Raw genomic sequence first — 22655 nt, 5'->3', positions numbered from 1 at the left:
GGCCGGAAGGTCAGACCGCAGCGGCGCGGACCATGTCCGCCTGCGGGCCCTTCTGCCCCTGGGAGATCTCGAACTCGACCCGCTGACCCTCTTCGAGGGTGCGGTAGCCGTCCATCTGGATCGCGCTGTAGTGGACGAACACGTCCGCACCACCGTCGACCGCGATGAAGCCGTAGCCCTTCTCCGCGTTGAACCACTTGACGGTGCCCTGAGCCATTCCGAACTCCCCTTGTGCTGTGCTGGCCCTTCGCGGGCCCGCAGGGTGCGGACCCAGGCTGGTAGGCCGGCCCGAGGAAACCCCCCTGAGCGCAGCCGTGCACGCCGCAAACCTCCGCCGCCTCCCGGGAGTTGCCGGGCCGACGGGTGATTGCGTACGACCGCCGCTGAATGTATCCGGACAGGTGCCCTCTGCAACAGGCCCAACTTCCGGGAATTCCATCCGGAAGCTTTCGGATGCCACGGGATGAAAGCGGCAGACCATGCCTATTCCCGCCGGGCATAATGGACGAACAGTCGCAAATCGCCGGTGAATTTCTGACGTCGTCCTGACATCCTCTGCGGCGGACTGCCCAAGGTCCGCCTCAGCGGTCGGAAGAGCCCTGTGTGTGCGATCGGCCGTCAGGGCGCCGGGGGCGGGCCGGCCGCGGGCCGTGCTCCCGCGGTTGGCCGGCGGGATGCATGCCGGTATCAGCGCACTTTACCGCCCCTTCGGGCCACCCTTTTCCACCGGCGCGCCAAGAGCCGCCAACCGGCACGGAAATAGCCATTCCATGCCCGTCGACGGCTCCCGGCGTGCTAGTCCCGCGGTATCCGGGACGGGTGCCGGCCGGTCAGCAGCCGCCGGCCACCGCGGGGATGACAGAGACGCTGGCGCCGTCCTCGATCTCGGTCTCCAGGCCCTCCGCGAAGCGCACGTCGTCGTCGTTGACGTAGACGTTGACGAAGCGGCGCAGCTTGCCCGCGTCGTCCAGGATGCGGGCGGCGATGCCGGGGTGGTTGGCGTCCAGGTCGGCGATGACGGCGGCCAGGGTCGCGCCCTGGGCGGTCACCTCGGCGGCACCGCCGGTGTAGGTGCGCAGGATGGTGGGGATGCGGACGGAAGCGCTCATGGTGCGAAGCTCCTGGGTGCGGTGGTGTCTTGGGGCCGGGAGGGGACGGGCGGGCGTCAGGCGGACGCCAGGCCCGCGGCACGGAAGGAGTCCAGCGTCGGACGGATGGTGGCGGTCAGTCCGGCGTCGGCCACCGCGTCCAGGGTCTTCAGACCGTCACCGGTGTTGATCGCGACGGTCTCCTTCGACGGGTCCAGCCGACCGGTCTCGACCAGCTTCCTCAGCACGCCGACGGTCACCCCGCCCGCCGTCTCGGCGAAGACGCCCTCGGTCCGGGCCAGCAGCCTGATCGCGGCCACCACCTCGGCGTCGGTGACGTCCTCGACCGCGCCGCCGGTGCGGCGGGCGATGTCCAGCACGTACGGGCCGTCGGCCGGGTTGCCGATCGCCAGCGACTTGGCGATGGTGTCCGGCTTGACCGGGCGGATCACGTCGTGGCCCGCCTTGAAGGCCGCGGAGACCGGGGAGCAGCCCTCGGCCTGGGCGCCGAAGATCCGGTACGGCCGGTCCTCGACCAGGCCGAGCCCGATCAGCTCCTGCAGACCTTTGTCGATCTTGGTGAGCTGGGAGCCCGAAGCGACCGGGACGACGATCTGCTCCGGCAGCCGCCAGCCGAGCTGCTCGCAGATCTCGTACGCCAGGGTCTTGGATCCCTCGCCGTAGTACGGACGGAGGTTGACGTTGACGAAACCCCAGCCCGCACCGGCCGGGTCGCCGATCAGCTCGGAGCAGAACCGGTTCACATCGTCGTAGTTGCCCTCGATGCCGACCAGTTCGCCGCCGTAGACACCGGCCATCACGACCTTGCCCCGCTCCAGGTCGTGCGGGATGAACACGCAGGACCTGAACCCGGCCCTGGCCGCCGCCGCACCCACCGCGCCGGCCAGGTTGCCGGTCGAAGAGCACGACAGGGTGGTGAAGTTGAAGGCTCGTGCCGCCTCGATGGCACAGGCGACCACCCGGTCCTTGAAGGAGTGGGTCGGGTTCCCGGAGTCGTCCTTGATGTGCAGCTGCGCGCTGAAGCCGAGCTCGCGGCCCAGGTTGTCGGCCTTGACCAGCGGGGTCCAGCCGGGGTTCAGGTTGGGCTTGCCGGCCACGTCGGCCGGGACGGGCAGCAGCGGGGCGTAGCGCCAGATGCTGGCCGGGCCGGCCTCGATCCGCCGGCGCAACTCCTCGGCACTGTACGACCCGAAGTCGTAGGCGATCTCCAGCGGGCCGAAGCACTCCAGGCAGGCGAAGCTGGGACCGAGCGTGAAGCGGGTGCCGCACTCGCGGCAGGACAGTGCGGCGGCGGGGCCGAGGTCAACGGTCGCGACGGGTACACGGGTAGCGGTAGCCATGATGGCGAGGCCTCTCTCCTCATCTTCCCCGTGGTGCGGTCGCGCCACGGGCCGGAATTGGCACCTGTCCCGCCGGGGCCTGTGCGACAGCCGGACGAGAAGGTTGCCGGGACGTCGACGGGCCGTTCCCTCAGTCCCTCTGGATGAGCTCTGTGAAGTTGTGATCGCGCTGGTCACGCTGCTCGGCCGGCCCCGCGGTGCGAAGCCTCGGGCCGAGTTACGAAGACTGTAGCCGAAGGTGTCAAGCTCGAAGGGGAGCGTCCGACACGCGAGATGAACCCGACAGTTTCCGCCCGACCGCAAGGAGCGACACCGTGCCCGACCAGCCGACCCGCCGAGTCGAGGGGCGCGCCGATGCCGCAGTGCCGATCGGCGGCTCCGCCGCCCGCGACGGACGACGGACGGCGAACGAGCACCGGGGCGGAGCGCCCGGAGCCGAGCAGGCGATGACCGACCCCGAGGCCCTGCTGCCGGAGGTGGGGCGCTGGCTGCGCGAGCGCTCCTGGTCGGCCGCCGACCGTCCAGTCGAGGCCCTGCTGGCGGCCAAGCAGGCGGCGGGCCGGGCGGGAACGGTCAGCGTGGTGCTGCCCGCACTGGACGAGGAGCCGACGGTCGGCGAGATCGTCGGTGCGATCCGGCGCGAACTGATGGAGCGGCTTCCGCTGGTCGACGAGCTGGTGGTGGTCGACTCCGGCTCGGTGGACCGGACGGCCCAACTCGCCGCCGCCGCCGGTGCCCGGGTGGTGCACCGCGACGACCTGCTGCCCCGGATACCCGCCGTCCCGGGCAAGGGCGAGGTGCTCTGGCGCTCGCTGCTGGCCACCTCCGGCGAGATCGTCTGCTTCATCGACGCCGACCTGCGCGAGTTCGACCCGGTCTTCGTCTCCGGGATCATCGGGCCGCTGCTCACCGACCCCGGGATCCAGCTGGTCAAGGCGATGTACGACCGGCCGCTGGAGACCGCGGGTGCGGTGGTGCCGGCCGGCGGCGGACGGGTGACCGAGCTGGTCGCACGGCCGCTGCTCAACCTGCACTGGCCGCTGCTGGCCGGGTTCGTCCAGCCACTGGGCGGGGAGTACGCGGCACGGCGTTCGCTGCTGGAGCGGCTGCACTTCCCGACCGGGTACGGGGTCGAACTCGGCCTGCTGGTGGACGCCCTGGACGAGGTCGGCCTGGACGCCCTGGCCCAGGTGGACGTCGGCGTCCGGCACCACCGCCACCAGGACGGACAGGCCCTCGGCCGGATGGCGGCCACCATCTACCGCACCGCCTTGGAACGGCTGGAGCGCACCCACCGGCTCAAGGCCGCGGACGACCTGGTCCACCCCCATCTCACCCAGTTCACCCGCGACCCGCTCGCCCGCGGCTTCGCCTCCCACACCCACCCGGTCGCGGCGTTGGAGCGGCCCCCGATGCGGACGGTTCCGGAGTACACGGCGCGCCCCGCCGCCGGGTGAGGGTCCGCGCGGGGTCGCCGCCGCGGTGTGTCGCCCGGGGTGCGCGTGGTTTGCAACCGTTGCCGTCCGGCAAGGTTGAAGACGTGACTCCCCCTCTCGCGACGAGAGGGCATCCCACTTGGCCCCGTGGAACCTCATGACGGCCAAGCCCTGACCGCTGCCCGTGGGCAGGTCACTGACTGTACGGGTCCGCAGCGCTCCCATCCACCGCGCACCGGGAGCCCATCCCTTCGGATGAATCCGTGGCCCTGAGGAGAGGACTGATGGCCGACTTCGCGACCGAACGTTCGCATCCGACCGGCAGGGCACCGATCCTGGTGGCCTCGAACCGCGGCCCGGTGTCCTTCAGCATCGAGGCCGACGGCTCACTGACCCTGCGCAGAGGCGGCGGTGGCCTGGTCTCCGGTCTCTCCGCGATCGACGACCCGTCCTCCGTCTGGGTCTGCGCCGCGCTCGGCGACGCCGACCGCGCGGCGGTCCGCCGCTCCCCCGAGGGCAGGCTGGATCTGGGCGGCTTCGACGTCGGCGGCCAGGCCGTACGGATGCTCGACATCGACCCGGACACCTTCGACCGCGCCTACAACGGGATCGCCAACTCCAGCCTGTGGTTCGTCCACCACCTGCTGTACGACACCCCTTTCTCACCGCTCTTCGACGAGCGGTTCCACCGCGAGTGGGAGTCCTACGGCGCGTACAACGCCGCCTTCGCCGAGGCCCTGGCCGCCGAGGCGGCCCCGGGCGCGGCGGTGCTCGTCCAGGACTACCACCTCTCGCTCACCCCGGCCCTGCTCCGCGAGATGCGGCCCGACCTGCGCATCGGCCACTTCTCGCACACGCCGTGGGCCCCACCCGAGTACTACCGGATGCTGCCGGACGACGTCGCCGAGGCGGTGCTCACCGGCATCCTCGGGGCCGACCGGGCGGCGTTCCTGACGCTCCGCTGGGCGTTCGCCTTCGCCGACTGCTGCGAGGCTGTGCTCGGTGCGACGGTGGACCGGGACGCCCTCACCATCACCCTCGCCGGCCGCACCACCCGACTCGGCGTGCACAGTCTCGGCGCCGACGCCGACTTCCTCCGCTCCCGGTCCCACCAGCCGGACGTGGACGCCAGGTTGGCCGCGCTGCGCGAGTCGGTCGGCAGCTCGGCGGACGGGACACCGCGCCGGACGGTCGTCCGGGTGGACCGCACCGAGCTGAGCAAGAACATCGTCCGCGGCCTGCTCGCCTACCGGCACCTGCTGCGCACCCGCCCCGAGTGGCACGACCGGGTGGTGCACATCGCCTTCGCCTACCCCTCCCGCCACGACCTGCCCGAGTACCGGGAGTACACGGCGGCCGTCGAGCGAATCGCCCGGGAGATCAACGACGAGTTCGGTACGGAGCGTTGGCGCCCGCTGATCCTGCACGTCAACGACGACTTCCCGCGCTCGCTGGCCGCCTACCGGCTCGCCGACGTGGCCCTGGTCAACCCGATCAGGGACGGGATGAACCTGGTCGCCAAGGAGGTGCCGGTGGTCTCCGACGCGGGGTGCGCCCTGGTGCTCTCCCGCGAGGCCGGCGCTCACGCCGAACTCGCCGACGACGCCCTGGTGGTGAACCCGTACGACATCGTCGCCACCGCCGACGCCCTGCACCGGGGCCTGAACATGCCCGCCGGCGAACGCGCCGACCGCACCGAGCGGCTGGCCGACGCGGCCACCGCGCTCTCGCCCCAGCAGTGGTTCCTGGACCAACTCCGCGCGCTGGACTGACGGTTCCGCCACCGACGGGGCAGGGAGCGGGGCGCGGCTCGCCGGCGCCCCGCTCCGCCCGAGGCCTGTCGGTTCAGCCCGCCGATTCGATCCGGTCCGCCAACTCGGTGAGCAGCTCGGCCAGTCCGGCCGGTCCGGGTACCGAAAGGTCGGCCTGCTCCGCGAGTTCGCGCACCTGGGCCTCGCCCGCCACCGTCCCGCTGCTGCACACCAGCAGGCCGGGCAGCCCGTCCGCCCGGCGCTTCTCGACGGCCGCGTACGCCGGCAGATCACCCAGGTCGTCCCCGGCGTACAGCACCGCACCGACCCTCGGGCGCTCGGCCAGGAAGGCGGTCAGCGCCGCACCCTTGTCCACCCCGGGCGGGCGCAACTCCAGTACGTAGCGGCCGGGTTCGACGATCAGGCCGTGGTCGGCGGCGAGGTGGGCCAGCGGCTCGCGGAGCAGTTCGAGCGCGGCTTCGGGGGCGCCGGTACGACGGGTGTGCACGCCCAGCGCCCGCCCCTTGTCCTCCACCCAGGTGCCGGGGTGGGCGCCCGACCGCTCCAGCACGCCGGGCAGTTCGGCGCGGGCGGCGGCCACCCCGGGCGGCGGCTCGGCTGCGGTCAGCTCGCCCGTCTTCGCCTCCCAGCGTTCGGCGCCGTAGTGGCCCAGGACGGTGAGGTGTCCGAGGCCGGGGGCGGCCGGGAAGCCGCCGTACCGCGCGGCCACCTCCGCCGGCCGACCCGTCACCACCACCACCGCACCGACCAGTGGAGCCAGCCGGGAGAGCGCGGCCACCGCGTCGGGACGGGCGCGCGCCTGCTCGGGGTCGGGAACGATCGGGGCCAGCGTCCCGTCGAAGTCGAGCGCGATAACCGCCTCGGACGGGGCCGCCAGCAGGGCCGCCAGGCCCGCCCGGCCGACCGGGGTACTCGGTACGAACTGTTCGGTCCTACCCATGCACCGACCCTACCCAGCACAGGGGCGACTGAGCCTTCGAAGACGCGCGGAGCCGCGTGCGGCACCGGGCACCGGGCACCGATCCGAAAAGACCTGCCGGACCGGCCCTGGAGGCCGCGCGGACGGGGCCCGCGGCCTCTTAGCGTTCCGCCCGCTTGGCCTCCCGGATCCGGCGGAGCCGGTTGATCAGCACGGGGTCGTGCGCGAGTGCCTCCTCCCGGTCGAGCAGACCGTTGAGCAGCTGGTAGTACCGGGTGGCCGAGAGGTCGAGCTCCTCCCGGATGGCGCGTTCCTTGGCGCCCGCCGTGCGCCACTGCCGCGCCTCCAGCGCGAGCACCGCGAGTTCGCGTTCGCTCAGTCCGGACACCACGCCCACCTCCCTGCCGAGCCGGTACGAAGTGTCATTGTGCCCGGCCGCTCGGACACACCCTGTCACCCCCGCCGCACCCGCCGTCCGGCTAGCGTCGGGGCATGACCAACAGCTTCGCTCTGCACATCCCCGACGTCGAGCTCGAACCCGAGCCCCTCGACCCCGACCAGATCGTCTCCGGCACCCCGGAGGTCACCGGCAAGGTGCTCTGGGAGTCCGAGGACGGCCGCCGGCTGCGCGGGATCTGGCAGATCACCCCGGGCGTGGTGACCGACGTCGAGGCTGACGAGCTGTTCGTGGTGGTGAGCGGCCGCGCCACCATCGAGATCGAGGGCGGACCGACCCTGGAGGTCGGCCCCGGCGACTTCGCCGTCCTGCACGAAGGCGACCGCACCACCTGGACCGTCCATGAAACCCTGCGCAAGGCCTACTCGATCGATCTCGGAAACGGCTGACATCCCGTCACTTCCCTCCTCCTGGTGGACGAGGTCGAGCACGACGAGCCCTGGGCCCGCCAGATCGCCGTGAACCCCGACTTCGCCGGGTTCCGCCACCGCTCGGACCGCACGATCCCGCTGGTCGCGCTGGTCCGCGCCTGACGGCCGCACCCTTCGGTGCTGCCCGACTCCCGCGTGCGCCACGGGGGTTCAGGCCACGATCACCCGCACCCCGGCCTCGGCGAAGGCGGCGGACAGCTCGGGGGTGATGCCCCCGTCGGTGACCAGGGTGCCGATCCGGTCCACGCCGCAGATCCGGGCGAAGACCCGGCGGCCCAGCTTGGAGGAGTCGGCGGCCACCACCACCCGGCGGGCCCGTTCGGCGAGCAGCCGGTTGACGCTGGCCTCGCCCTCGTGGTGGGCGGTCGCGCCGTGCTCGGCGTCCAGCGCGTCCACGCCCAGCACCGCGACGTCCAGGGTGAGTTCGTTCAGCACCAGCCCGGCGAGCGGGCCGATCAGCTCGTACGACTGGGGGCGGGCGACACCGCCCGTCAGCACGATCTTCACGTGCGGACGGACCGTCAGCTCGTTGGCGATGTTCAGCGCGTTGGTCACGATGGTGACGCTCTGCCCCGGGCCGCTCTCCGGCCGTTCGGCCAGGTCGGGGCGGACGGCCAGCGCGCGGGCCACCTCGGTGGTGGTGGTCCCGCCGTTGAGGCCGACCACCTCGCCGGCCTCGATCAGTCCGGCCACCGCCGCACCGATCCGCTGCTTGGCGTCGGTGTTCCGGGCCGTCTTGTAGCGCAGCGGCAGGTCGTAGGAGACGTTGTGCGCCACCGCGCCGCCGCGGGTACGGGTGACCATCTGCTGGCGGGCGAGCTGGTCGAGGTCGCGCCGGATGGTGGCGGCGGAGACCTCCAGCGCGTCGGCGGCCTCCTCGACCTCCAACTTGCCGTGCTCGGCAAGCAGTTCCAGCAGGGCGTTCCACCGCTCGTACCTGGACACGCTGGGCCGCTCCTCCTGTACCGACGCACTCGATGCGACCGTCGCGAACAGCGCGGCCACTGCCGCGCGCCTATGCGCGAAGCCTGGACAGCTTCGCACACCAGCGCCGGTCCGGGCGTTGTCCGCGACCGGCCAACCCGCACACTGCCGGTCACACTCATTGCGCAGTCCTGCGCGAAAACGCTATAAATCAATCAGATTCACGCACACTGGTGCTCCATACACTCTCTGGCACTCTCTGGTGCACCCCAGCAGGACGCAGCAATGGACCTGAGCACTCCGAGGAGCTCGCACCCATGGCCTTGACTTCCCTGACCGGCGAGGAGCTCGCCAGCCAGCCCGCGAACTGGCGCCGCGCCGCCGCACTCGCCGCCGAGGTGTCCCCGGCCCTGCCGCGACGCGGCGAGCGGGTCGCGGTGACCGGCTGCGGCACCTCCTGGTTCATCGCCCAGGCGTACGCCGCCCTGCGGGAGGCCGGCGGGCACGGCGAGACGGACGCCCTGGCGGCTTCCGAGTTCCGGTACGGACGCGACTACGACCGGGTCCTGGCGATCAGCCGCTCGGGCACCACCACCGAGGTGCTGGACGTGCTCGGCCGGGTCGAGGCACCGACCTCGGCCGTCACCGCCGACCCCGACACCCCGATCTCCGGCGCCTGTGACCGGTTGCTGGTGCTGGACTTCGCCGACGAGCGCTCGGTGGTGCAGACCAGGTTCGCCACCACCGCACTGGCGCTGCTGCGCGCCCACCTGGAGCTGGAGGGCGCGCTCCCCGCAGGCGTCAAGAGCGTCCCGCAGGCCGCCGAGGACGCCGAGGACGCCATCGCCCGGCCGCTGCCCGAGGGCCTGCTCGGCGCCGAGCAGATCACCTTCCTCGGCCGGAACTGGACGTACGGGCTCGCCCAGGAGGCCGGGCTCAAGATGCGCGAGGCGGCCACCGCCTGGACCGAGGCGTACCCGGCGATGGAGTACCGGCACGGGCCGATCAGCATCGCCGCCCCCGGCCGGGCCGTCTGGTGCTTCGGCGAACTGCCGGACGGCCTGGCCGCGGACATCGCCCGCACCGGTGCCCTGCTGGTGGCCGACTCCGGCACCGCCGGCCTGGACCCGCTGGCCGACCTGGTCCGTGCCCAACGGCTGGCAGTCGCCCTGGCCGGGGCTCGCGGCCTGAACCCCGACGAGCCGCGGGCCCTGACCCGCTCGGTCGTCCTCGGCTAGAACCCCTCCGTCAGGAACTGCGCCCCGGCACGCCCCGCACGCTCCTGGACACCCGCCCGAGCCGTCCGTACAACAGGAAAAGGACGGCCGCCCAAGGCCGCAGCACCCGGCACACCTCCAATGGCGACAAAGCTCACCCCCGCTGGACCAGACCAATCCCGCAACTGGACTAGACCTCTCTGACCTGGCCAAGGGACACTGTCACCCGTGAAGCACGTCATCGCACTCGATGTGGGCGGCACCGGCATGAAGGCCGCGTTGCTCGCCCAGGACGGCTCGGTGCTGTTCGAAGCACGCCGGCCGACCGGGCGGGAGCACGGCACCGACGCCGTGGTCGCCGCCATCCTCGACTTCGCGGCCGACCTGGCCGACGAGGGCCGCAGCCGGTTCGGCCGGGCACCGCTCGCGGCGGGCGTCGCCATGCCGGGGACGATCGACGAGAAGAACGGGATCGCCGTCTTCTCCGCCAACCTCGGCTGGCGGGACCTGCCGATCCGCAAGCTGCTCGGCGAGCGCCTCGGCGGCCCGGACGGCGGGAGCCTGCCGATCGCCCTCGGCCACGACGTCCGCAGCGGCGGGCTGGCCGAGGGACGGCTCGGCGCCGGGCGCGGCGTGGACCGCTTCCTGTTCGTCGCGCTCGGCACCGGCATCGCCGGCGCCATCGGCATCGAGGGACGGATCGAGGCGGGCGCCCACGGCTACGGCGGGGAGATCGGCCATGTCGTGGTCCGCCCCGGCGGCCCGGCCTGCGGCTGCGGCGCCCGCGGCTGCCTGGAGACCCTGGCGTCGGCCTCGGCCGTCTCCCGGGCCTGGGCCGAGCGCTCCGGCGACCCGACCGCCGACGCCTCGGCCTGCGCGAGGGCCGTCGAAGCCGGGGACGAGCGGGCGATCGAGGTCTGGCAGACCGCGATCGACGCACTCGCTGACGGCATCGTGCTGGCACAGAGCCTGCTCGACCCGTCGACGGTGATCGTCGGCGGCGGTCTGGCGGAAGCCGGTGACACACTCTTCACACCTTTGCGCGCCGCGGTGGCCGACCGGCTGACCTTTCAGATGCTTCCGAAGGTCGTCCCGGCCATGCTGAGAGACACCGCCGCATCCCTGGGTGCAGGACTTCTCGCCTGGGATCTGCTCTCGGTGACTCCGCCCCCGACCGAGACCGGCGGCTTCCCCCTCGCCGCAGGACGAGGCACGGCCCAGCCCGAACCGCTGCCTACGGGCAGGTCACATAGCGTAGACGATGGAGTGACAGAGTGACTACTGAGCGTACGGTCATCGCCGGAGGCCGACTGGTCCTGCCCAGTAGCACCGTCGAGTACGGCCGCCTGGCCATCGAGGGTTCGCGGATCGCGGGCCTCGGTGGCGAGACCGTACCGGGCGACCTCGACCTGACCGGCTACACCGTCGTCCCGGGCTTCGTCGACCTGCACGTGCACGGCGGCGGCGGCGCCTCGTACGCCTCCGGGGTGGCCGAGGAGGCGCTGAAGGCCGCCCGGGCGCACCTGGAGCACGGCACCACCACGACCATGGCCTCCACCGTCACCGGCGAGATCGACGACCTCTGCCACCAGGCGGCGGTGCTCTCCGAGTTGGTCGAGGACGGCGTGCTCGCGGGCATCCACTTCGAGGGCCCGTTCATCTCCCCGGGCCGGTGCGGCGCCCACCGTCCCGACCTGCTGCGCGCCCCCGACCCGGCACTGGTGCGCAAGCTGGCGGACGCCGCGCGCGGCCAGGCGAGGATGTTCACCCTCGCCCCGGAGCTGCCGGGCGGCCTGGAGTCGGTCCGGATGCTCGCCGACCTCGGCATCATCGCGGCCGTCGGCCACACCGACTCCGACTACGCCAAGACGCTGGAGGCGATCGAGGCCGGCGCCACCGTCGCCACCCACCTGTTCAACGCGATGCCGGGCATCCAGCACCGCGCCCCGGGCCCGATCGTCGCCCTGCTGGAGGACGAACGGGTCACCGTCGAGCTGATCAACGACGGCGTCCACCTGCACCCCTCGGTGCTCGACCTCGCCTACGGCACGGCGGGCGCCGACCGGGTCGCGCTGATCACCGACGCGATGGGCGCGGCCGGGATGGGCGACGGGCTCTACCCGCTCGGCCCGCTCCAGGTCCGGGTCGAGGCCGGCGTCGCCCGGCTGGTCGAGGGCGGCGCCATCGCCGGCTCCACCCTCACCCTCGACGTCGCCCTCCAACGCTCCGTCACCGTCAACGGCCTGAGCCTCGGCCAGGCCGTGCACTCCCTGTCCACCGTCCCGGCACGGCTGCTCGGCCTGTCGGACTCCGTCGGCTCCCTGGAAGCGGGCAAGTACGCCGACCTGGTCGTCCTCGACTCCGACACGTACGACCTCGTCGCGGTGATGCGCCGCGGCGAGTGGATCACCGGCGCGGACCGCTTCCGCACGGTCGCCCAGGCGGCCTGAACTCCCGCCCCGGGTGTGGGCAGCGGTACTGCGTCCCGCTGCTCACTCCCCCGGCGGGACCCCTGCGTCAGCTGGCCGTACTGTCCGCACCGGAACCGGCCGGTGCGGTTCATCCGCCCGCCTTCAACATGATCGCCCTGGAGTGCGCCAAGGCGTTCTGGACGGTTCCAAGGGGCCGCGCGTCTACGACTGGGCGGCCATCCGGCTGCCCGCCGTGGCGGAGTTCAACTACCAGGACGGGATCCCGATCCGCCAGCGGTGGGCGCTGGCCCGCCGCAGCCTAAGCATGCCCGACGAGATCGCCCACTACCTCGCCTACGCACCGCTCGACGCGACCGTGGAACAATTGGTGCGCATCGCCGGGATGCGCTGGGCGATCGAAGAATGTTTCCAGGCCGCGAAGAAAGAGTGCAGCCTGGACTATTACTGCAACGACACTTCGGCATTTCCTCTTCGCTTGTAATGACTGACGCGCGCCCGCGCATGGGATTTTCTGCACCATAAGAGCCAGGCAAGCGCATGCCGGACTTTGTGACGCACCGGAGCAATGACGCGATTGAACAGACGGCGCGCCTCGTTCATGGTGACTGACACGAGTGCGTCACTTATTCGAGCATTTTCTGCCCCTTTTTTCCTCTGCTTGGCGAGGAAGGCGAGGACTGCCATAGAAAGCGTGATGATCCGATACCAAGTGGTGTAACCGCAGACGGGGTAGTGGTCGAGTTCGGTTTCGTTCTTCGCAGCTTGGAAACATTCCTCACCATCCACCGCGCCCCCGCGATCCGGGCGAGTTTCTCGAGTGTGGCCCCGGCCTGGCAGAAACAGATGTAGTAGACGATTTCCGTGGGGTCGGCAAGGCTGCGCCGGGCAAGCAGCCAGCGGTACTAGCCTTCGCATCGCCAGGGCCGGATCGGGGTCGCCACAGCTCAGACGCTGCCATGTCTCGTCCGGAGGGCGACTGATCAGCTGATGGGCGCGGGCCTGTGGCCGCGTGCGCCGCAAAGGGGGCTGCGGAAACGGTTCTTGCGGCCTTGTTCCGCTCACCGCGGCAGAGATCCGGCGACTCCTGACAGCTGGCCGCCCCACGGCCCGCGCCCGTCCCGCACTCACGCCTTGAACTGGTCCACCTGGCACCGGAAGCGCCAAGCCGTCGCCCGCCACTGCCACTACCAACGCCAACTGCACACGATCGACGGGCGGTCCCATGAAGACCACCCCTGATGGAGTATAAGCCCACTACACTCACCACACATGCCTCTGAGCACGCAAAACATCGAAGCCTTGCTGGAGTACTAGGCCCACGTTTTTCTGGGCACATGACCGTCAGCCTGCCAGCGCTTGATTCGCAGCTTTTATCTGCACCGCAATGCTTGCCTTGGCCTTAGCCAGAGCCGTAGCATTATCTTTAATTGCCTGCTCCTGATAGGCAAAGTCGACCGAGTACCAGACTCCCACGACGTTGTACTTCGTCCGGCATGCGGCATCCGCCGTCGCCACGTCTATTTCCCGCTGCGTGGGCAGCTGGGTCTTCGGCCATTCAGGATCGCTCAGTGCCGCTATCGGGTCTGGATAGTCGTAGCCGCGACCCTTCATGCACTTTGACCATTCAGTAAATACCGCTCTGGTTCGCGCATCTGCCTGAGATTTCGCCAGGGTGTCAAGCTTGATATCAGTGGCGATCGGCGCGTCACCGACCTGACCGTCTACGGAACCGGTCAGCTGCTTCCTTCCCTCGCCGATGCAACCATGATCTGGCACTATCTGGCCGTTTATAGTCTGACCGCCAGGGCCAAGTCCCTCCGATGGGTCGGATGAACCTGTTTCAGCGACAGCGATCTCCGGGGTTGCCGCCACATGGTCGGTATTCCACTTGCCCGCGCCGACGCGTAGCCCACCTTCCGGATGGTAACCCCACCTCGCCATCAACATGGCACTCTGGTGCCCGTAACGGCCGTCCACCCGCGTAGTGGGGGCATCACTGTCACGCGGTTGCTGGGATGAAGGCACAGGCGTGTACGTCAGACCGAGGCGTTTCATGCAACGGTACAGTAGATCCTGCTGTGCCCTAGTGAGTACCGCCTGTTGGTTTGGGCTCAAAAGATACGAATCGAGTGGCAATGGCTTGTCGTTCGCCGATTCAAGCACGGGGGCCGCGGACACCGAAGGTGGAACCTCCGCACTTCCATTCTGGCCATCATTAGAACTGGGTGATCCTACGCTCGCGCAGCCAGCCAGGAAAATTGGCAAAGCGATCAGAAAGAAGCCGAGACGACACGGGCGAATGGACACGGCGATGATCTCTCCCGAGTCACACAAGACAAGTTGGATGGCGAGAAAAAGGGAATCAATCGGCCTCTGGCCATAAATGCTGGCCAGAGGCCCAAATTAGCATTCGAGCGATCAGTCTTCCGGCAGCTCAGAATCAGCCCGTCAGCGAGCCCGATGCGTTGTTATTCCTCAATGAAGCGTTAAAGTTGGCGAACGAGTATGCAGGAATGCTCTGACATGCGTGGCTGCAGTCGAAATTGGTGCTGTAGAAAACAATAAATGTCGATCCGGTCTCATTTTGCGCCGAAGCTGCGGCGTTCCTTACTTGCTCGCCAGCACCGTCACAGCCATCGGGGCCACAGACAAAAGTGTCTCCCGCATAGTCTCGCTCATCACCATTCTGAACATATACAGCCCCTCCCATGTTCTGGTGGTATGCCAGGCACACCGTGCCGCTGGTGGTACACGCGACGCCTGCCGCCGACGCTGGACCAGCCGTGACCAGCCCAGCAGTCAGGGCGCTCCCGGTCAGAGTGGTTACGGCTATGAGCCTCTTGAGACGCATCTTGATCCTTCCGTTGGCGGTGCCAGTGCACCGGAGCTCGCTGGAGAGAGGGGGTTTAAGCACCCCTCTCGCCTCATGAAGAACGAAGCCCTGACAGGCCTCAGGGTCGTTCAAGGGATCATCTTGCCATAGTCTACGTATCGTCAGATGATGGAAAATAAACCAAGATTGATTGCTGCCCAGTCCGGGTCCGCGATGCTGGCGGTGAGGGACGGACAATGAATCAGTCCGGTCTCGATCAGGCAGCCGCGACCGGCCGAGCCGAGCTGGTGGAGGCGCACGCAGTTGGGGCCTGGGCCACCATCGAGGCTGCCTGCGACTTCATCCACATCGACCCCCCAGGCCCCGCACTCACTGAGGTGACCCTCGACCTGATCGGCGACCGCATCATCGATGCGTACCAACGCTCGCACATCACCACAGGCACCCGCCGAAAGCGGGCGGCCGACCGGCCCGGCGCGGCCCTCGGGGTCTCGGAGGCTGATCGCACCGTCTCCGCCTTCCTCGCCCACCACGACCGTTCCATCGTCGAGCCGGACCAGAAGGACCGGCCCGACCCGTGCAAGTGTCTGTTCCGCGCCGCGGTCCTGTTACGGCAGCTCGCCCATCGCCTCGCTCGGCGCCGACGTGGCGGCTGTCCACCGTGCGCGCCAGCCAGTCGGGATACGGATGCTGGAGGGCCGGTTGCCTGCCGGTCAATGCCGCCGACGGGTGACACGCTGTCAGCCGCGAGTCATCACCCCAGCTGCCCCCGACGCCCACTGTCCCAGCTCTTCTCCCACATCGACAGCGCGATTGACCAGCCGTTCGGCAGAGCCTGCTGTCAGTGGAGCGCTCGTTACTCTCAGGTACCGACGCCTCCGGCCTGGTCTCGGCACCCGTGCCCGTCGGGCCGACCGGGCGGCGCCGTTTGCGCCCTGGCGGGCTCGCCGCCTCCCAGGCGTCCTGACTTGCCCCCGCCGCCGGACGCGACGGCCCGGGATACGACGGCGGTTGCAGTGCCCGGCCGGCCAGCGCGGTGACCGCGCAGGCGCGGACCCGGTCACGCAGCTCGTCCGTGTCCCACGCGGCCTTAGCCAGGAAGCCCTGCAACCGGTCGGGGTTCGGATGCCCCGCAAAGTCAGCGAGCTGCCACAGGTTCTTGCGCGACAACTCGCTCAGCAACCCCCGCACCATCACGCGCAGGTTCTCCAGCGACGCAGGACGCTCGAACACTTCGTCTACCGAAGCGCATAACGCCTCCAACTCCCCATCCAGCGCTCGGATCTCAGCCTCGTCCAGCTCGACGCGGCGCGCCGAAAGCAGTACAACGTTGTGGGTATCTGGTACCCGGTCGACTTCGCCTACCAGGAGCAAGCAATTAAGGGCAGCGCGGCGGCTATGGCTGCGGCTAAGGCGGGCGTTGAGGCCCAGGTGAGAGCGGCGACGCAGGTGCTGGCGGGCTGACTCTGCCAGGCAAGCCCCAGATCCGCCGACGGCGGACGCTACAGTCGCCCGGGTACCGGTCGCCCTCCGCCCTTCCGCACGCCGAGAACGTCAAGGCCACCGCCGACGCCGTCACCTGGGCCCACCGGCACGACCTGCACCTGAGGCCAAACTCGGCCAGATCAGCGGCACGGACGGCGAACCCCCACTCTTCCCGCATACCCCCAGCCCCCGAACAGCCCCACGCGACCACGACCTAATCCGCCGCTTGGCTGCCACCATCCCCGGCCCACTGGCGCTGCGCGGCAGCTCCGGCGTGCCCGGCGACCAGCTCCCGGCGGGCATCGCGGTCGGCCTGGTGAAGATCAACATCAGCACGGCACTCAGCACCGCCTACACACCGACCGTCCGCCGCCACCTCACCGAGGACGTCTCGGCCACAACCCGCGCAAGCACCTCGCCCCGCCACGTACGGCGATCACCAAAACCGTCGCGCACCTGGCCTCGATCGTCACCAGGGCGGAGTATCGACCGCCTTCGGCCTGATCGCCACCTGGTCGATCACGGCAGTGCTCCCCGCCGGGACCGACACCGCTATGGTGTTGGCCCCGGCTTGCAGCTGCGGCCAGATGTTGTACCGCCCCCACGCCTGATCGGGATCGCTGGAGCCGCTGTAGTTGATCATCTTGAGCGGGCCATAGTCGAACGGCTTGCCGTTCAGCATTACCGTGGCGTCGATCTCCGCGCCCGGGTTGTTGTAGTGCACCCAGAACCTGTACTCGCCCGCCGTAGCCACCGAAATCGTCCAGCTCACGGTCGAGGTGGGCCCGCCCGTCAGGGTGACATAGCTGCCGTCCGTGGACTTCGCGTTCTTGATGCTGTTGCCCACGGAGGCGTTCTGCAGCTGCAGCTTGGAGGCGTCGGCGATGGTGTCCGTGGACGGCGCCGGCACCGAGGGCGCCGACGACGGCGAGGAACTCGGGTTGGCACTCGAACTCACCGGCGCGCTCGCACGGTTGGACGGCTTGCCTGCGCCGTCGGGCTTGCCCGGGTCGCCGCCGGACAGCGCGATCCCGCCGCCGATCGCGACCGCGGCGATCACCGCGACCACACCGATCACCGCGGCCTTGCCGCGCCCGCCGGAGGCCCGCTCCTCACCCGGCTGCGGACGGGAGCGCTCGGCGTAGCGACTCTGCTGCGGCACGGTCTGGGTCGGCGCCGCCAGCGACTGCTGCTGCCCGTACGGCGATCGCGGCTGCTGACCGTACTGGGTGCGGCCGACCTCCACCGGGCGCGAGTACGGGGTGCGCGGCTGACCCGGGATCGGAGTGGTGTCGGGCGCCGACTCGCCCTCTGCCGGGCGGTAGAGGTGGGCGAACGGGTCGTCCTCGGCCGCGCCCTCGGGCGCGCCGTTGCTGCCGGCCGTGGTCACGGTGGTCAACTCCCCATCGCAGCGCGCCGCACGGCAGCGCGCCGTACGGGCCAGTGGTGACGCTCGTACGCGGGAACCTTACCTTCCGCAGCGGACAACAGAGAAAGGCGCCCTGAACTGCGCTCAGCCAGCGCGCCGATGCGAACGCTCTCCCCGCGCGCCCCTCACACCACCTCCACGTGCCCTCTTCTCGTCGTACATCCGCTCGTCCGCGGCGTGCAGGACCTCCTCGATGCTCATCCCGCAACCCGCCCAGCCGATACCCAGGCTGACGCCGACCCGGGTGGTCCGGTTGTCGATCCGCATCGGCGGGACGATCGCGTTGCGCAGCCGCCCGGCGAGGTCCTTGGCCTCCTCGCGGCCGATCCCGTCGGCCAGCACCACGAACTCGTCGCCACCCAGCCGGGCCACCGTGTCACCCTCGCGCACGGCCTGCTGGAGCCGCCTGGCCACCTCGATCAGGACCGCGTCGCCCGCATTGTGCCCGAACCGGTCGTTGATCGACTTGAAGCCGTCCAGGTCGCAGAAGAGCACCGCGAGCCCCTTCTCGACCCCGCCGCCCCGGAAGCCGCCGCTCCACAGCTCGCCGCCGCCCTCGGACGGCACCACGGCGTGCACGTGGTCCGGCGGAGCCTCGTCCCGGCGGCCCGGCGGGTGCCCGGCGGCGAAGTCCGCGCGGTCCCGCTCCGGCGAGCGCGAGTCGCCCGCGCCCCCGGGGTCGTCAGGGGCGCCGTAGCCGTGCGTCAGCGTGGCCGGGGCACCCAGCCCCTCGCAGTCGCCGTGCGCGCCGTACGAGGCACCCTGAGCGGCGTAAGCGGGTTGGGTCTGCGCGACCCCGAGCGGGTCGGCGTAGGCGGGGTACCCGGGCGGGGCGAAGCCCGGCGGGACGTACTCGGGCGGGACGTACTCGGGCGGGGTGAAGCCGATCTCGCTGTGGGCGATCCCGGGGCGGGCCGCGGCGTGCCCGGCCGCCCCCGGCAGCTGCGGCTGGTCACACAGCCGGTGGGCGAGCCTGGCCCGCAGCTCGGCGCTGTTGGGCAGGCCGGTGAGCGCGTCGTGGCTGGCCCGGTGGGCGAGTTGGAGCTCGTGCCGCTTGCGGTCCTCGATGTCCTCGACATGGGTGAGCAGGAAGCTCGGCCCCTCGGCGGCGTCGGTCACCACCGAGTTGCGCAGACAGACCCACTGGTAGCCGCCGTCCCGCCGGGAGAGCCGCACCTCCGCCCGGCCGCCGTCGGCACTGGTGCGGTGCAGCAGCGCCAGGTCGTCGGGGTGCACCAGGTCGGCGAAGCGCTGCTGGCGCAGGGTCGCCCGGGGACGGCCGAGCAGCCGGCACAGCGCGTCGTTGACCCTGCTCAGCTGGCCCCGCCCGGCGCCGTGCAGTTCGGTGATGGCCATCCCGCTCGGCGCGAACTCGAAGGCCTGCCGGAAGCTCTCCTCGCTGGCCCGCAGCGCCTGCTGCTCCTTCTCCAGCCGGGCCAGCGCACGCTGCATCTCCGCGCGTAGCCTCGCGTTGCCGATGGCGATGGACGCCTGCAGGGAGAACATCTCGAGGGCCTCGCGGGTCCACGCTCCGGGGCGCTTCCCGCTGCGCGGACGGTCCACCGAGAGCACGCCCAGCAGATCGCCGCCCGCGCTGTACATCGGGGCCAGCAGGGCGTCGGCGGGGTGCCAGTCGTTTTCGTACACCGGCAGCGGGCCGTCACCGGTCCAGCGCGGGATGTCCGGGCCGACGGCCCAGCCCCGGTCGTGCGGCAGAAAGCGCAACGTGCCCCAGTGGTCGCTGACGCCGAGCAGCCGCTCCCAGGAGTCCCGCGAGCCGACCTGCCCGAGCAGCACGGCCGGCCCGCCGAAGGCGCTCTCCTCGATCTCCCAGACCGCCGCCACGACCAGATCACCGTCCGGCCGCACCAGGCTGACGGCGGCCGCGTCGAAGCCGAGCCCGTGCACCGCGCCCTCGACCACGGCCTGCAGGGTGCCTGCCAGGCTGCGGGCAGCGTTGAGGTCCGCCACGACCCGGTGCAAGGTGCGGAGGGTCGCCAGGCGGACGTACGGCTCCGACTCGGCTTCCATGCGGGGGCTCCCCGGCTGCTTCGGATAGTTCTTGATTGGTTATGGTCCGATTGCCAGAAGAACTGAATCACAGCGAGCACTGCGATCGGCACGCTCGGTCAACAATAGGCCGCCACTTGTGACCCAAATCACATGGCCCTTATGCATGCATATGCAGTTCAACCACCCGAAACACAGCCTTTCCCGGACAATCACGAGCATTGGGTGGCCGGCGGCCGGACATCGGCACTCGACTCCCGTGGCGACCGGGAGGCGTCGGCCCGCCACCCCGCGGTCGAGTCCTCCTCCGCCCACCCGGCACCCGATGGGACTCCGGTCCGGGTGGGTCCTACGACCAGGGCCCGATGCCGCCCACCCGCCGCGCCGACTACCGTGCAGTACGTGTACAGCTCCCCACAACCCGCCTCCGCCCCGACCGCCACGGCCGACGAGTTCCGGGCCGCGCTCGCCCAGCTCGCCGCCGGCGTCACCCTGGTGACCGCCCACGACCCCGAAGGCGGGGCCGACGGCGAGGACGCCGGGATGACCGCGACCTCGTTCCTGTCGGTGTCGCTGGAACCGCCGCTGGTGCTGATCTCGGTGCGCGAGGACTCCCGGATGGACGAGCTGCTCTCCCGGGTCGACACCTGGGCGGTCTCACTGCTCGGCGAGGAGCACCGCACGATCGCGTCCCGCTTCGCCATGAAGGGCCGCCTCAGCGACCGCCTGCTCTTCGCCGACACCCCGTACCACCGCGGCGAGTTCACCAACGCCCCGCTGATCGACGGCGCCCTCGCCACCGTCGAGTGCCGCACCGAGCAGCGGGTCTCCGCCGGCGACCACACCCTGCTGATCGGCCGGGTGCTGGCGGCCCGCGTGCCGGGCCCGGACACCAAGCCCCTGCTCTACTTCCGCACCGGCTACCGCAGGTTCGCCTGAACCCCGGGAGCGGCCGACAGCCGCGGGGCCTTCGCCCGTGGACCGCGCACGCGGCAGCCCGGTCGTTCTGATCGCGGCGGTCGCCGGCTCCGCCACCGCGCAAGCCCGGCGGCGATCGTCAGTAGGCCGGCCGGCTCCGCCCCCGCTTCAGCTCCGAGCGGTGCCGCTTGTTCTCCAGCCGCCGCTCGACCATCCCCCGGCTCGGCTTGGTCGCCCGCCGGACCTTCGGCGGCGGCGCCGTCGCCTCCCCCAGCAGCGATGCCAGCCGGGCGGCGGCAACCTCGCGGTTGCGCCACTGCGACCGGTGCTCGGAGGCCCGGACCACCAGCACCCGGCCGTCCACGAGCCGGCCCGCGAGCCGCTCCAGCGCCCGCTCCTTCCAGACCGGCGGCAGGGCGTCCGAGGCGGCCAGGTCGTAGCGCAACTCGACCTGGGTGTCGGAGGTGTTGACGTGCTGGCCACCGGGGCCGGAAGAACGCGAGAAGCGCCAGACGAGCTCGGCCTCCGGTACGACCACCGAGCCCCGAACGCGGATTGGCTCAGGCATGTCCCCCATCATCCCGCCCCGCCGCGCCCGGGTCATCCGGTTATCGACCCGTCGACCGAGCTCCTTCTCTCTTCGTCGCCTTCCCCACTCGTCTGTCGCCATCTCCACTTGTCCACAGCTGTGGACAACCTCACGTGACACCCACCGGCACCGCGTGCCGGACAATGGCGTACGTGATCGAGCTCGACTACTCCCTCTCCGACCGCTTCCCCGACCCGCCGCAGACCGACTACCGCACCGCGTCGGTACGCAGCCTGCGGTACGACCTGTTCTGCGGCGACGTCTTCCTGGAGGCGGACGGCCGAGACTTTTCCACAGCCTGGGGATGGGTGCCGGTGCTCGACTTCGCCTGGGCGCTCTGCGACACCGTCGAGGAGCTGGACCGCGACGTGCGCGGCAGCCGCTCCGCCGCCGTACAGACCTTCGACCTGGACTTCACCCAGAACACCGAACTGCTGCGCTTCGCCCGCCGGTTCGGCCTGGTGGAGATCAGCGCGACCTGGCGGCGGAACACCCCGCCAGCCGTGGTCCGCCACGCCGAACTGCGCCGGGAGGCCAGGGACTTCCTCCAGGACGTGATCGCGGATCTCACCGAGCTGCACGAGGGCCTGGGCGACAACCCCAACATCTGGACGCTGCAAGGGAAGTACCCCCGCGTCTGACCGGCCCCCGGCCCGGGCCACGCCGGCGCGAGGACGAAGAGGACGAATCGGCCCCGCCTCGCCGGAACCGCGTCCGGCTCCTTTACGTTCTTTACGCACAAGAGCAACGAAGGGACACCACACACCATGCCAGTCAGCCTCTCCAAGGGTGGCAACGTCTCGCTGACCAAGGAGGCCCCCGGCCTGACCGCGGTCACCGTCGGCCTGGGCTGGGACGTACGGACCACCACCGGCGCCGAGTTCGACCTGGACGCCAGCGCGATCGTGCTGAACCCGGACGGCAAGGTCCTGTCCAACGGCCACTTCGTCTTCTTCAACAACACCAGCACCCCGGACAGCACCGTGGTGCACACCGGCGACAACCGCACCGGCGAGGGCGACGGCGACGACGAGCAGATCAAGGTCAACCTGGCCGGCCTGCCCGCCGAGGCCGGCAGGATCGTCTTCCCGGTCACCATCTACGACGGGGTCGCCCGCGGCCAGAACTTCGGCCAGGTCCGCAACGCCTACATCCGCGTGCTCAACGCGGCCGGCGGCGCCGAGATCGCCCGCTACGACCTCTCCGAGGACGCCGCCGTCGAAACCGCCATGATCTTCGGCGAGCTCTACCGCAACGGCACCGACTGGAAGTTCCGCGCGATCGGCCAGGGCTACGCCTCCGGCCTCGCGGGCATCGCCCAGGACTTCGGCGTGGCGATCTGACGCACCGCACC

20 protein-coding genes, 3 pseudogenes and 1 riboswitch are annotated in these 22655 nt (G+C 70.5%); of the genes and pseudogenes, 11 read left to right on the top strand and 12 right to left on the bottom strand.

Annotated features, from left to right (window positions below; translation table 11 throughout):
• Positions 1-10: 10 nt before the first annotated feature.
• The 3 genes from ACZ5ON_RS13385 to thrC form a co-directional block, all read right to left on the bottom strand.
• Complete coding sequence (locus ACZ5ON_RS13385) at positions 11-217, bottom strand: cold-shock protein (RefSeq protein WP_344637795.1); 207 nt, start codon at positions 215-217, stop codon at positions 11-13.
• 613 nt (positions 218-830) lie between these two features.
• A complete protein-coding gene (locus ACZ5ON_RS13380; protein WP_465590297.1) occupies positions 831-1109 on the bottom strand; it encodes a ubiquitin-like small modifier protein 1 in 279 nt (92 codons plus the stop codon).
• Between the two features lie 56 nt (positions 1110-1165).
• Positions 1166-2449, bottom strand: coding sequence for a threonine synthase (thrC, locus tag ACZ5ON_RS13375; protein ID WP_465590294.1), 1284 nt, complete (start codon positions 2447-2449; stop codon positions 1166-1168).
• 16 nt (positions 2450-2465) lie between these two features.
• Positions 2466-2599, bottom strand: a riboswitch (SAM riboswitch).
• Positions 2600-2913: 314 nt separating this feature from the next.
• Between thrC and ACZ5ON_RS13370 the strand changes: the two genes are divergently transcribed.
• Positions 2914-3906 carry a glucosyl-3-phosphoglycerate synthase gene (locus tag ACZ5ON_RS13370; protein WP_465590670.1) on the top strand — a complete coding sequence of 331 codons (993 nt, stop codon included), beginning with the start codon at positions 2914-2916 and terminating at the stop codon, positions 3904-3906.
• Between the two features lie 263 nt (positions 3907-4169).
• Positions 4170-5657, top strand: a complete 1488-nt coding sequence (locus ACZ5ON_RS13365) for an alpha,alpha-trehalose-phosphate synthase (UDP-forming) (protein WP_465590291.1) — start codon at positions 4170-4172, stop codon at positions 5655-5657.
• Between the two features lie 73 nt (positions 5658-5730).
• On the opposite strand, the gene otsB is transcribed toward ACZ5ON_RS13365, so the two are convergent.
• Both otsB and ACZ5ON_RS13355 read right to left on the bottom strand, forming a co-directional pair.
• Positions 5731-6597 (bottom strand): trehalose-phosphatase, encoded by an 867-nt coding sequence (otsB, locus tag ACZ5ON_RS13360; RefSeq protein ID WP_465590288.1) that lies wholly within the window; start codon positions 6595-6597, stop codon positions 5731-5733.
• Between the two features lie 139 nt (positions 6598-6736).
• Positions 6737-6964, bottom strand: a complete 228-nt coding sequence (locus tag ACZ5ON_RS13355; RefSeq protein WP_465590667.1) for a DUF3263 domain-containing protein — start codon at positions 6962-6964, stop codon at positions 6737-6739.
• 104 nt (positions 6965-7068) lie between these two features.
• Between ACZ5ON_RS13355 and ACZ5ON_RS13350 the strand changes: the two genes are divergently transcribed.
• Complete coding sequence (locus ACZ5ON_RS13350) at positions 7069-7422, top strand: cupin domain-containing protein (protein ID WP_465590285.1); 354 nt, start codon at positions 7069-7071, stop codon at positions 7420-7422.
• A 192-nt stretch (positions 7423-7614) separates the two neighbouring features.
• Here ACZ5ON_RS13350 and ACZ5ON_RS13345 read toward each other — a convergent pair whose 3' ends face one another.
• Positions 7615-8409: a DeoR/GlpR family DNA-binding transcription regulator gene (locus tag ACZ5ON_RS13345; protein ID WP_465590282.1), complete on the bottom strand. Its 795-nt coding sequence runs from the start codon at positions 8407-8409 to the stop codon at positions 7615-7617.
• Positions 8410-8705: 296 nt separating this feature from the next.
• Here ACZ5ON_RS13345 and ACZ5ON_RS13340 point away from each other — a divergent pair, with 296 nt between their 5' ends.
• The 4 genes and pseudogenes from ACZ5ON_RS13340 to ACZ5ON_RS13325 form a co-directional block, all read left to right on the top strand.
• On the top strand, positions 8706-9626 hold the full coding sequence (locus ACZ5ON_RS13340; RefSeq protein ID WP_465590279.1) for an SIS domain-containing protein: 921 nt from the start codon (positions 8706-8708) through the stop codon (positions 9624-9626).
• Between the two features lie 207 nt (positions 9627-9833).
• Positions 9834-10883 carry an ROK family protein gene (locus ACZ5ON_RS13335; protein WP_465590277.1) on the top strand — a complete coding sequence of 350 codons (1050 nt, stop codon included), beginning with the start codon at positions 9834-9836 and terminating at the stop codon, positions 10881-10883.
• On the top strand, positions 10880-12055 hold the full coding sequence (gene nagA / locus ACZ5ON_RS13330; RefSeq protein WP_465590274.1) for an N-acetylglucosamine-6-phosphate deacetylase: 1176 nt from the start codon (positions 10880-10882) through the stop codon (positions 12053-12055). Before ACZ5ON_RS13335 ends, nagA begins: the two co-directional genes overlap by 4 nt.
• 160 nt (positions 12056-12215) lie before the next feature.
• Positions 12216-12482 (top strand): annotated as a pseudogene (locus tag ACZ5ON_RS13325) (IS701 family transposase); the annotation flags it as partial.
• A 215-nt stretch (positions 12483-12697) separates the two neighbouring features.
• Here ACZ5ON_RS13325 and ACZ5ON_RS13320 read toward each other — a convergent pair.
• From ACZ5ON_RS13320 to ACZ5ON_RS13310, 3 genes and pseudogenes are all read right to left on the bottom strand, one after another.
• A pseudogene (locus ACZ5ON_RS13320) lies at positions 12698-12933 on the bottom strand (IS701 family transposase); the annotation flags it as partial.
• A gap of 445 nt (positions 12934-13378) precedes the next feature.
• Positions 13379-14014 carry a hypothetical protein gene (locus ACZ5ON_RS13315; RefSeq protein WP_465590270.1) on the bottom strand — a complete coding sequence of 212 codons (636 nt, stop codon included), beginning with the start codon at positions 14012-14014 and terminating at the stop codon, positions 13379-13381.
• Between the two features lie 1017 nt (positions 14015-15031).
• Positions 15032-15403: a hypothetical protein gene (locus ACZ5ON_RS13310; RefSeq protein WP_465590267.1), complete on the bottom strand. Its 372-nt coding sequence runs from the start codon at positions 15401-15403 to the stop codon at positions 15032-15034.
• Between the two features lie 1046 nt (positions 15404-16449).
• On the opposite strand from ACZ5ON_RS13310, the pseudogene ACZ5ON_RS13305 reads away from it, so the two are divergent.
• A pseudogene (locus tag ACZ5ON_RS13305) lies at positions 16450-16737 on the top strand (class II fructose-bisphosphate aldolase); the annotation flags it as partial.
• Between the two features lie 87 nt (positions 16738-16824).
• Here the strand turns inward: ACZ5ON_RS13305 and ACZ5ON_RS13300 are convergent.
• The gene (locus ACZ5ON_RS13300) at positions 16825-17745 is read right to left on the bottom strand and encodes a CBM35 domain-containing protein (protein WP_465590664.1); all 921 of its coding nucleotides are present in this window, start codon (positions 17743-17745) and stop codon (positions 16825-16827) included.
• Positions 17746-17868: 123 nt separating this feature from the next.
• Positions 17869-19815 (bottom strand): GGDEF domain-containing protein, encoded by a 1947-nt coding sequence (locus ACZ5ON_RS13295; RefSeq protein WP_465590264.1) that lies wholly within the window; start codon positions 19813-19815, stop codon positions 17869-17871.
• A gap of 381 nt (positions 19816-20196) precedes the next feature.
• On the opposite strand from ACZ5ON_RS13295, the gene ACZ5ON_RS13290 reads away from it, so the two are divergent.
• Complete coding sequence (locus ACZ5ON_RS13290; protein WP_465590261.1) at positions 20197-20733, top strand: flavin reductase family protein; 537 nt, start codon at positions 20197-20199, stop codon at positions 20731-20733.
• 118 nt (positions 20734-20851) lie between these two features.
• Here the strand turns inward: ACZ5ON_RS13290 and arfB are convergent, their stop codons facing one another.
• On the bottom strand, positions 20852-21280 hold the full coding sequence (gene arfB, locus ACZ5ON_RS13285; protein WP_465590252.1) for an alternative ribosome rescue aminoacyl-tRNA hydrolase ArfB: 429 nt from the start codon (positions 21278-21280) through the stop codon (positions 20852-20854).
• 173 nt (positions 21281-21453) lie between these two features.
• Between arfB and ACZ5ON_RS13280 the strand changes: the two genes are divergently transcribed.
• Complete coding sequence (locus tag ACZ5ON_RS13280; RefSeq protein ID WP_465590249.1) at positions 21454-21942, top strand: hypothetical protein; 489 nt, start codon at positions 21454-21456, stop codon at positions 21940-21942.
• A gap of 126 nt (positions 21943-22068) precedes the next feature.
• Entirely contained in the window at positions 22069-22644 is a 576-nt protein-coding gene (locus tag ACZ5ON_RS13275) for a TerD family protein (RefSeq protein ID WP_465590246.1), read from the top strand.
• Positions 22645-22655: the final 11 nt, after the last annotated feature.

Source organism: Kitasatospora sp. NPDC032150, assembly GCF_055579945.1.
Note: the sequence above shows the minus strand (reverse complement) of the source record. Positions and strands in the feature narration are given on the sequence as shown.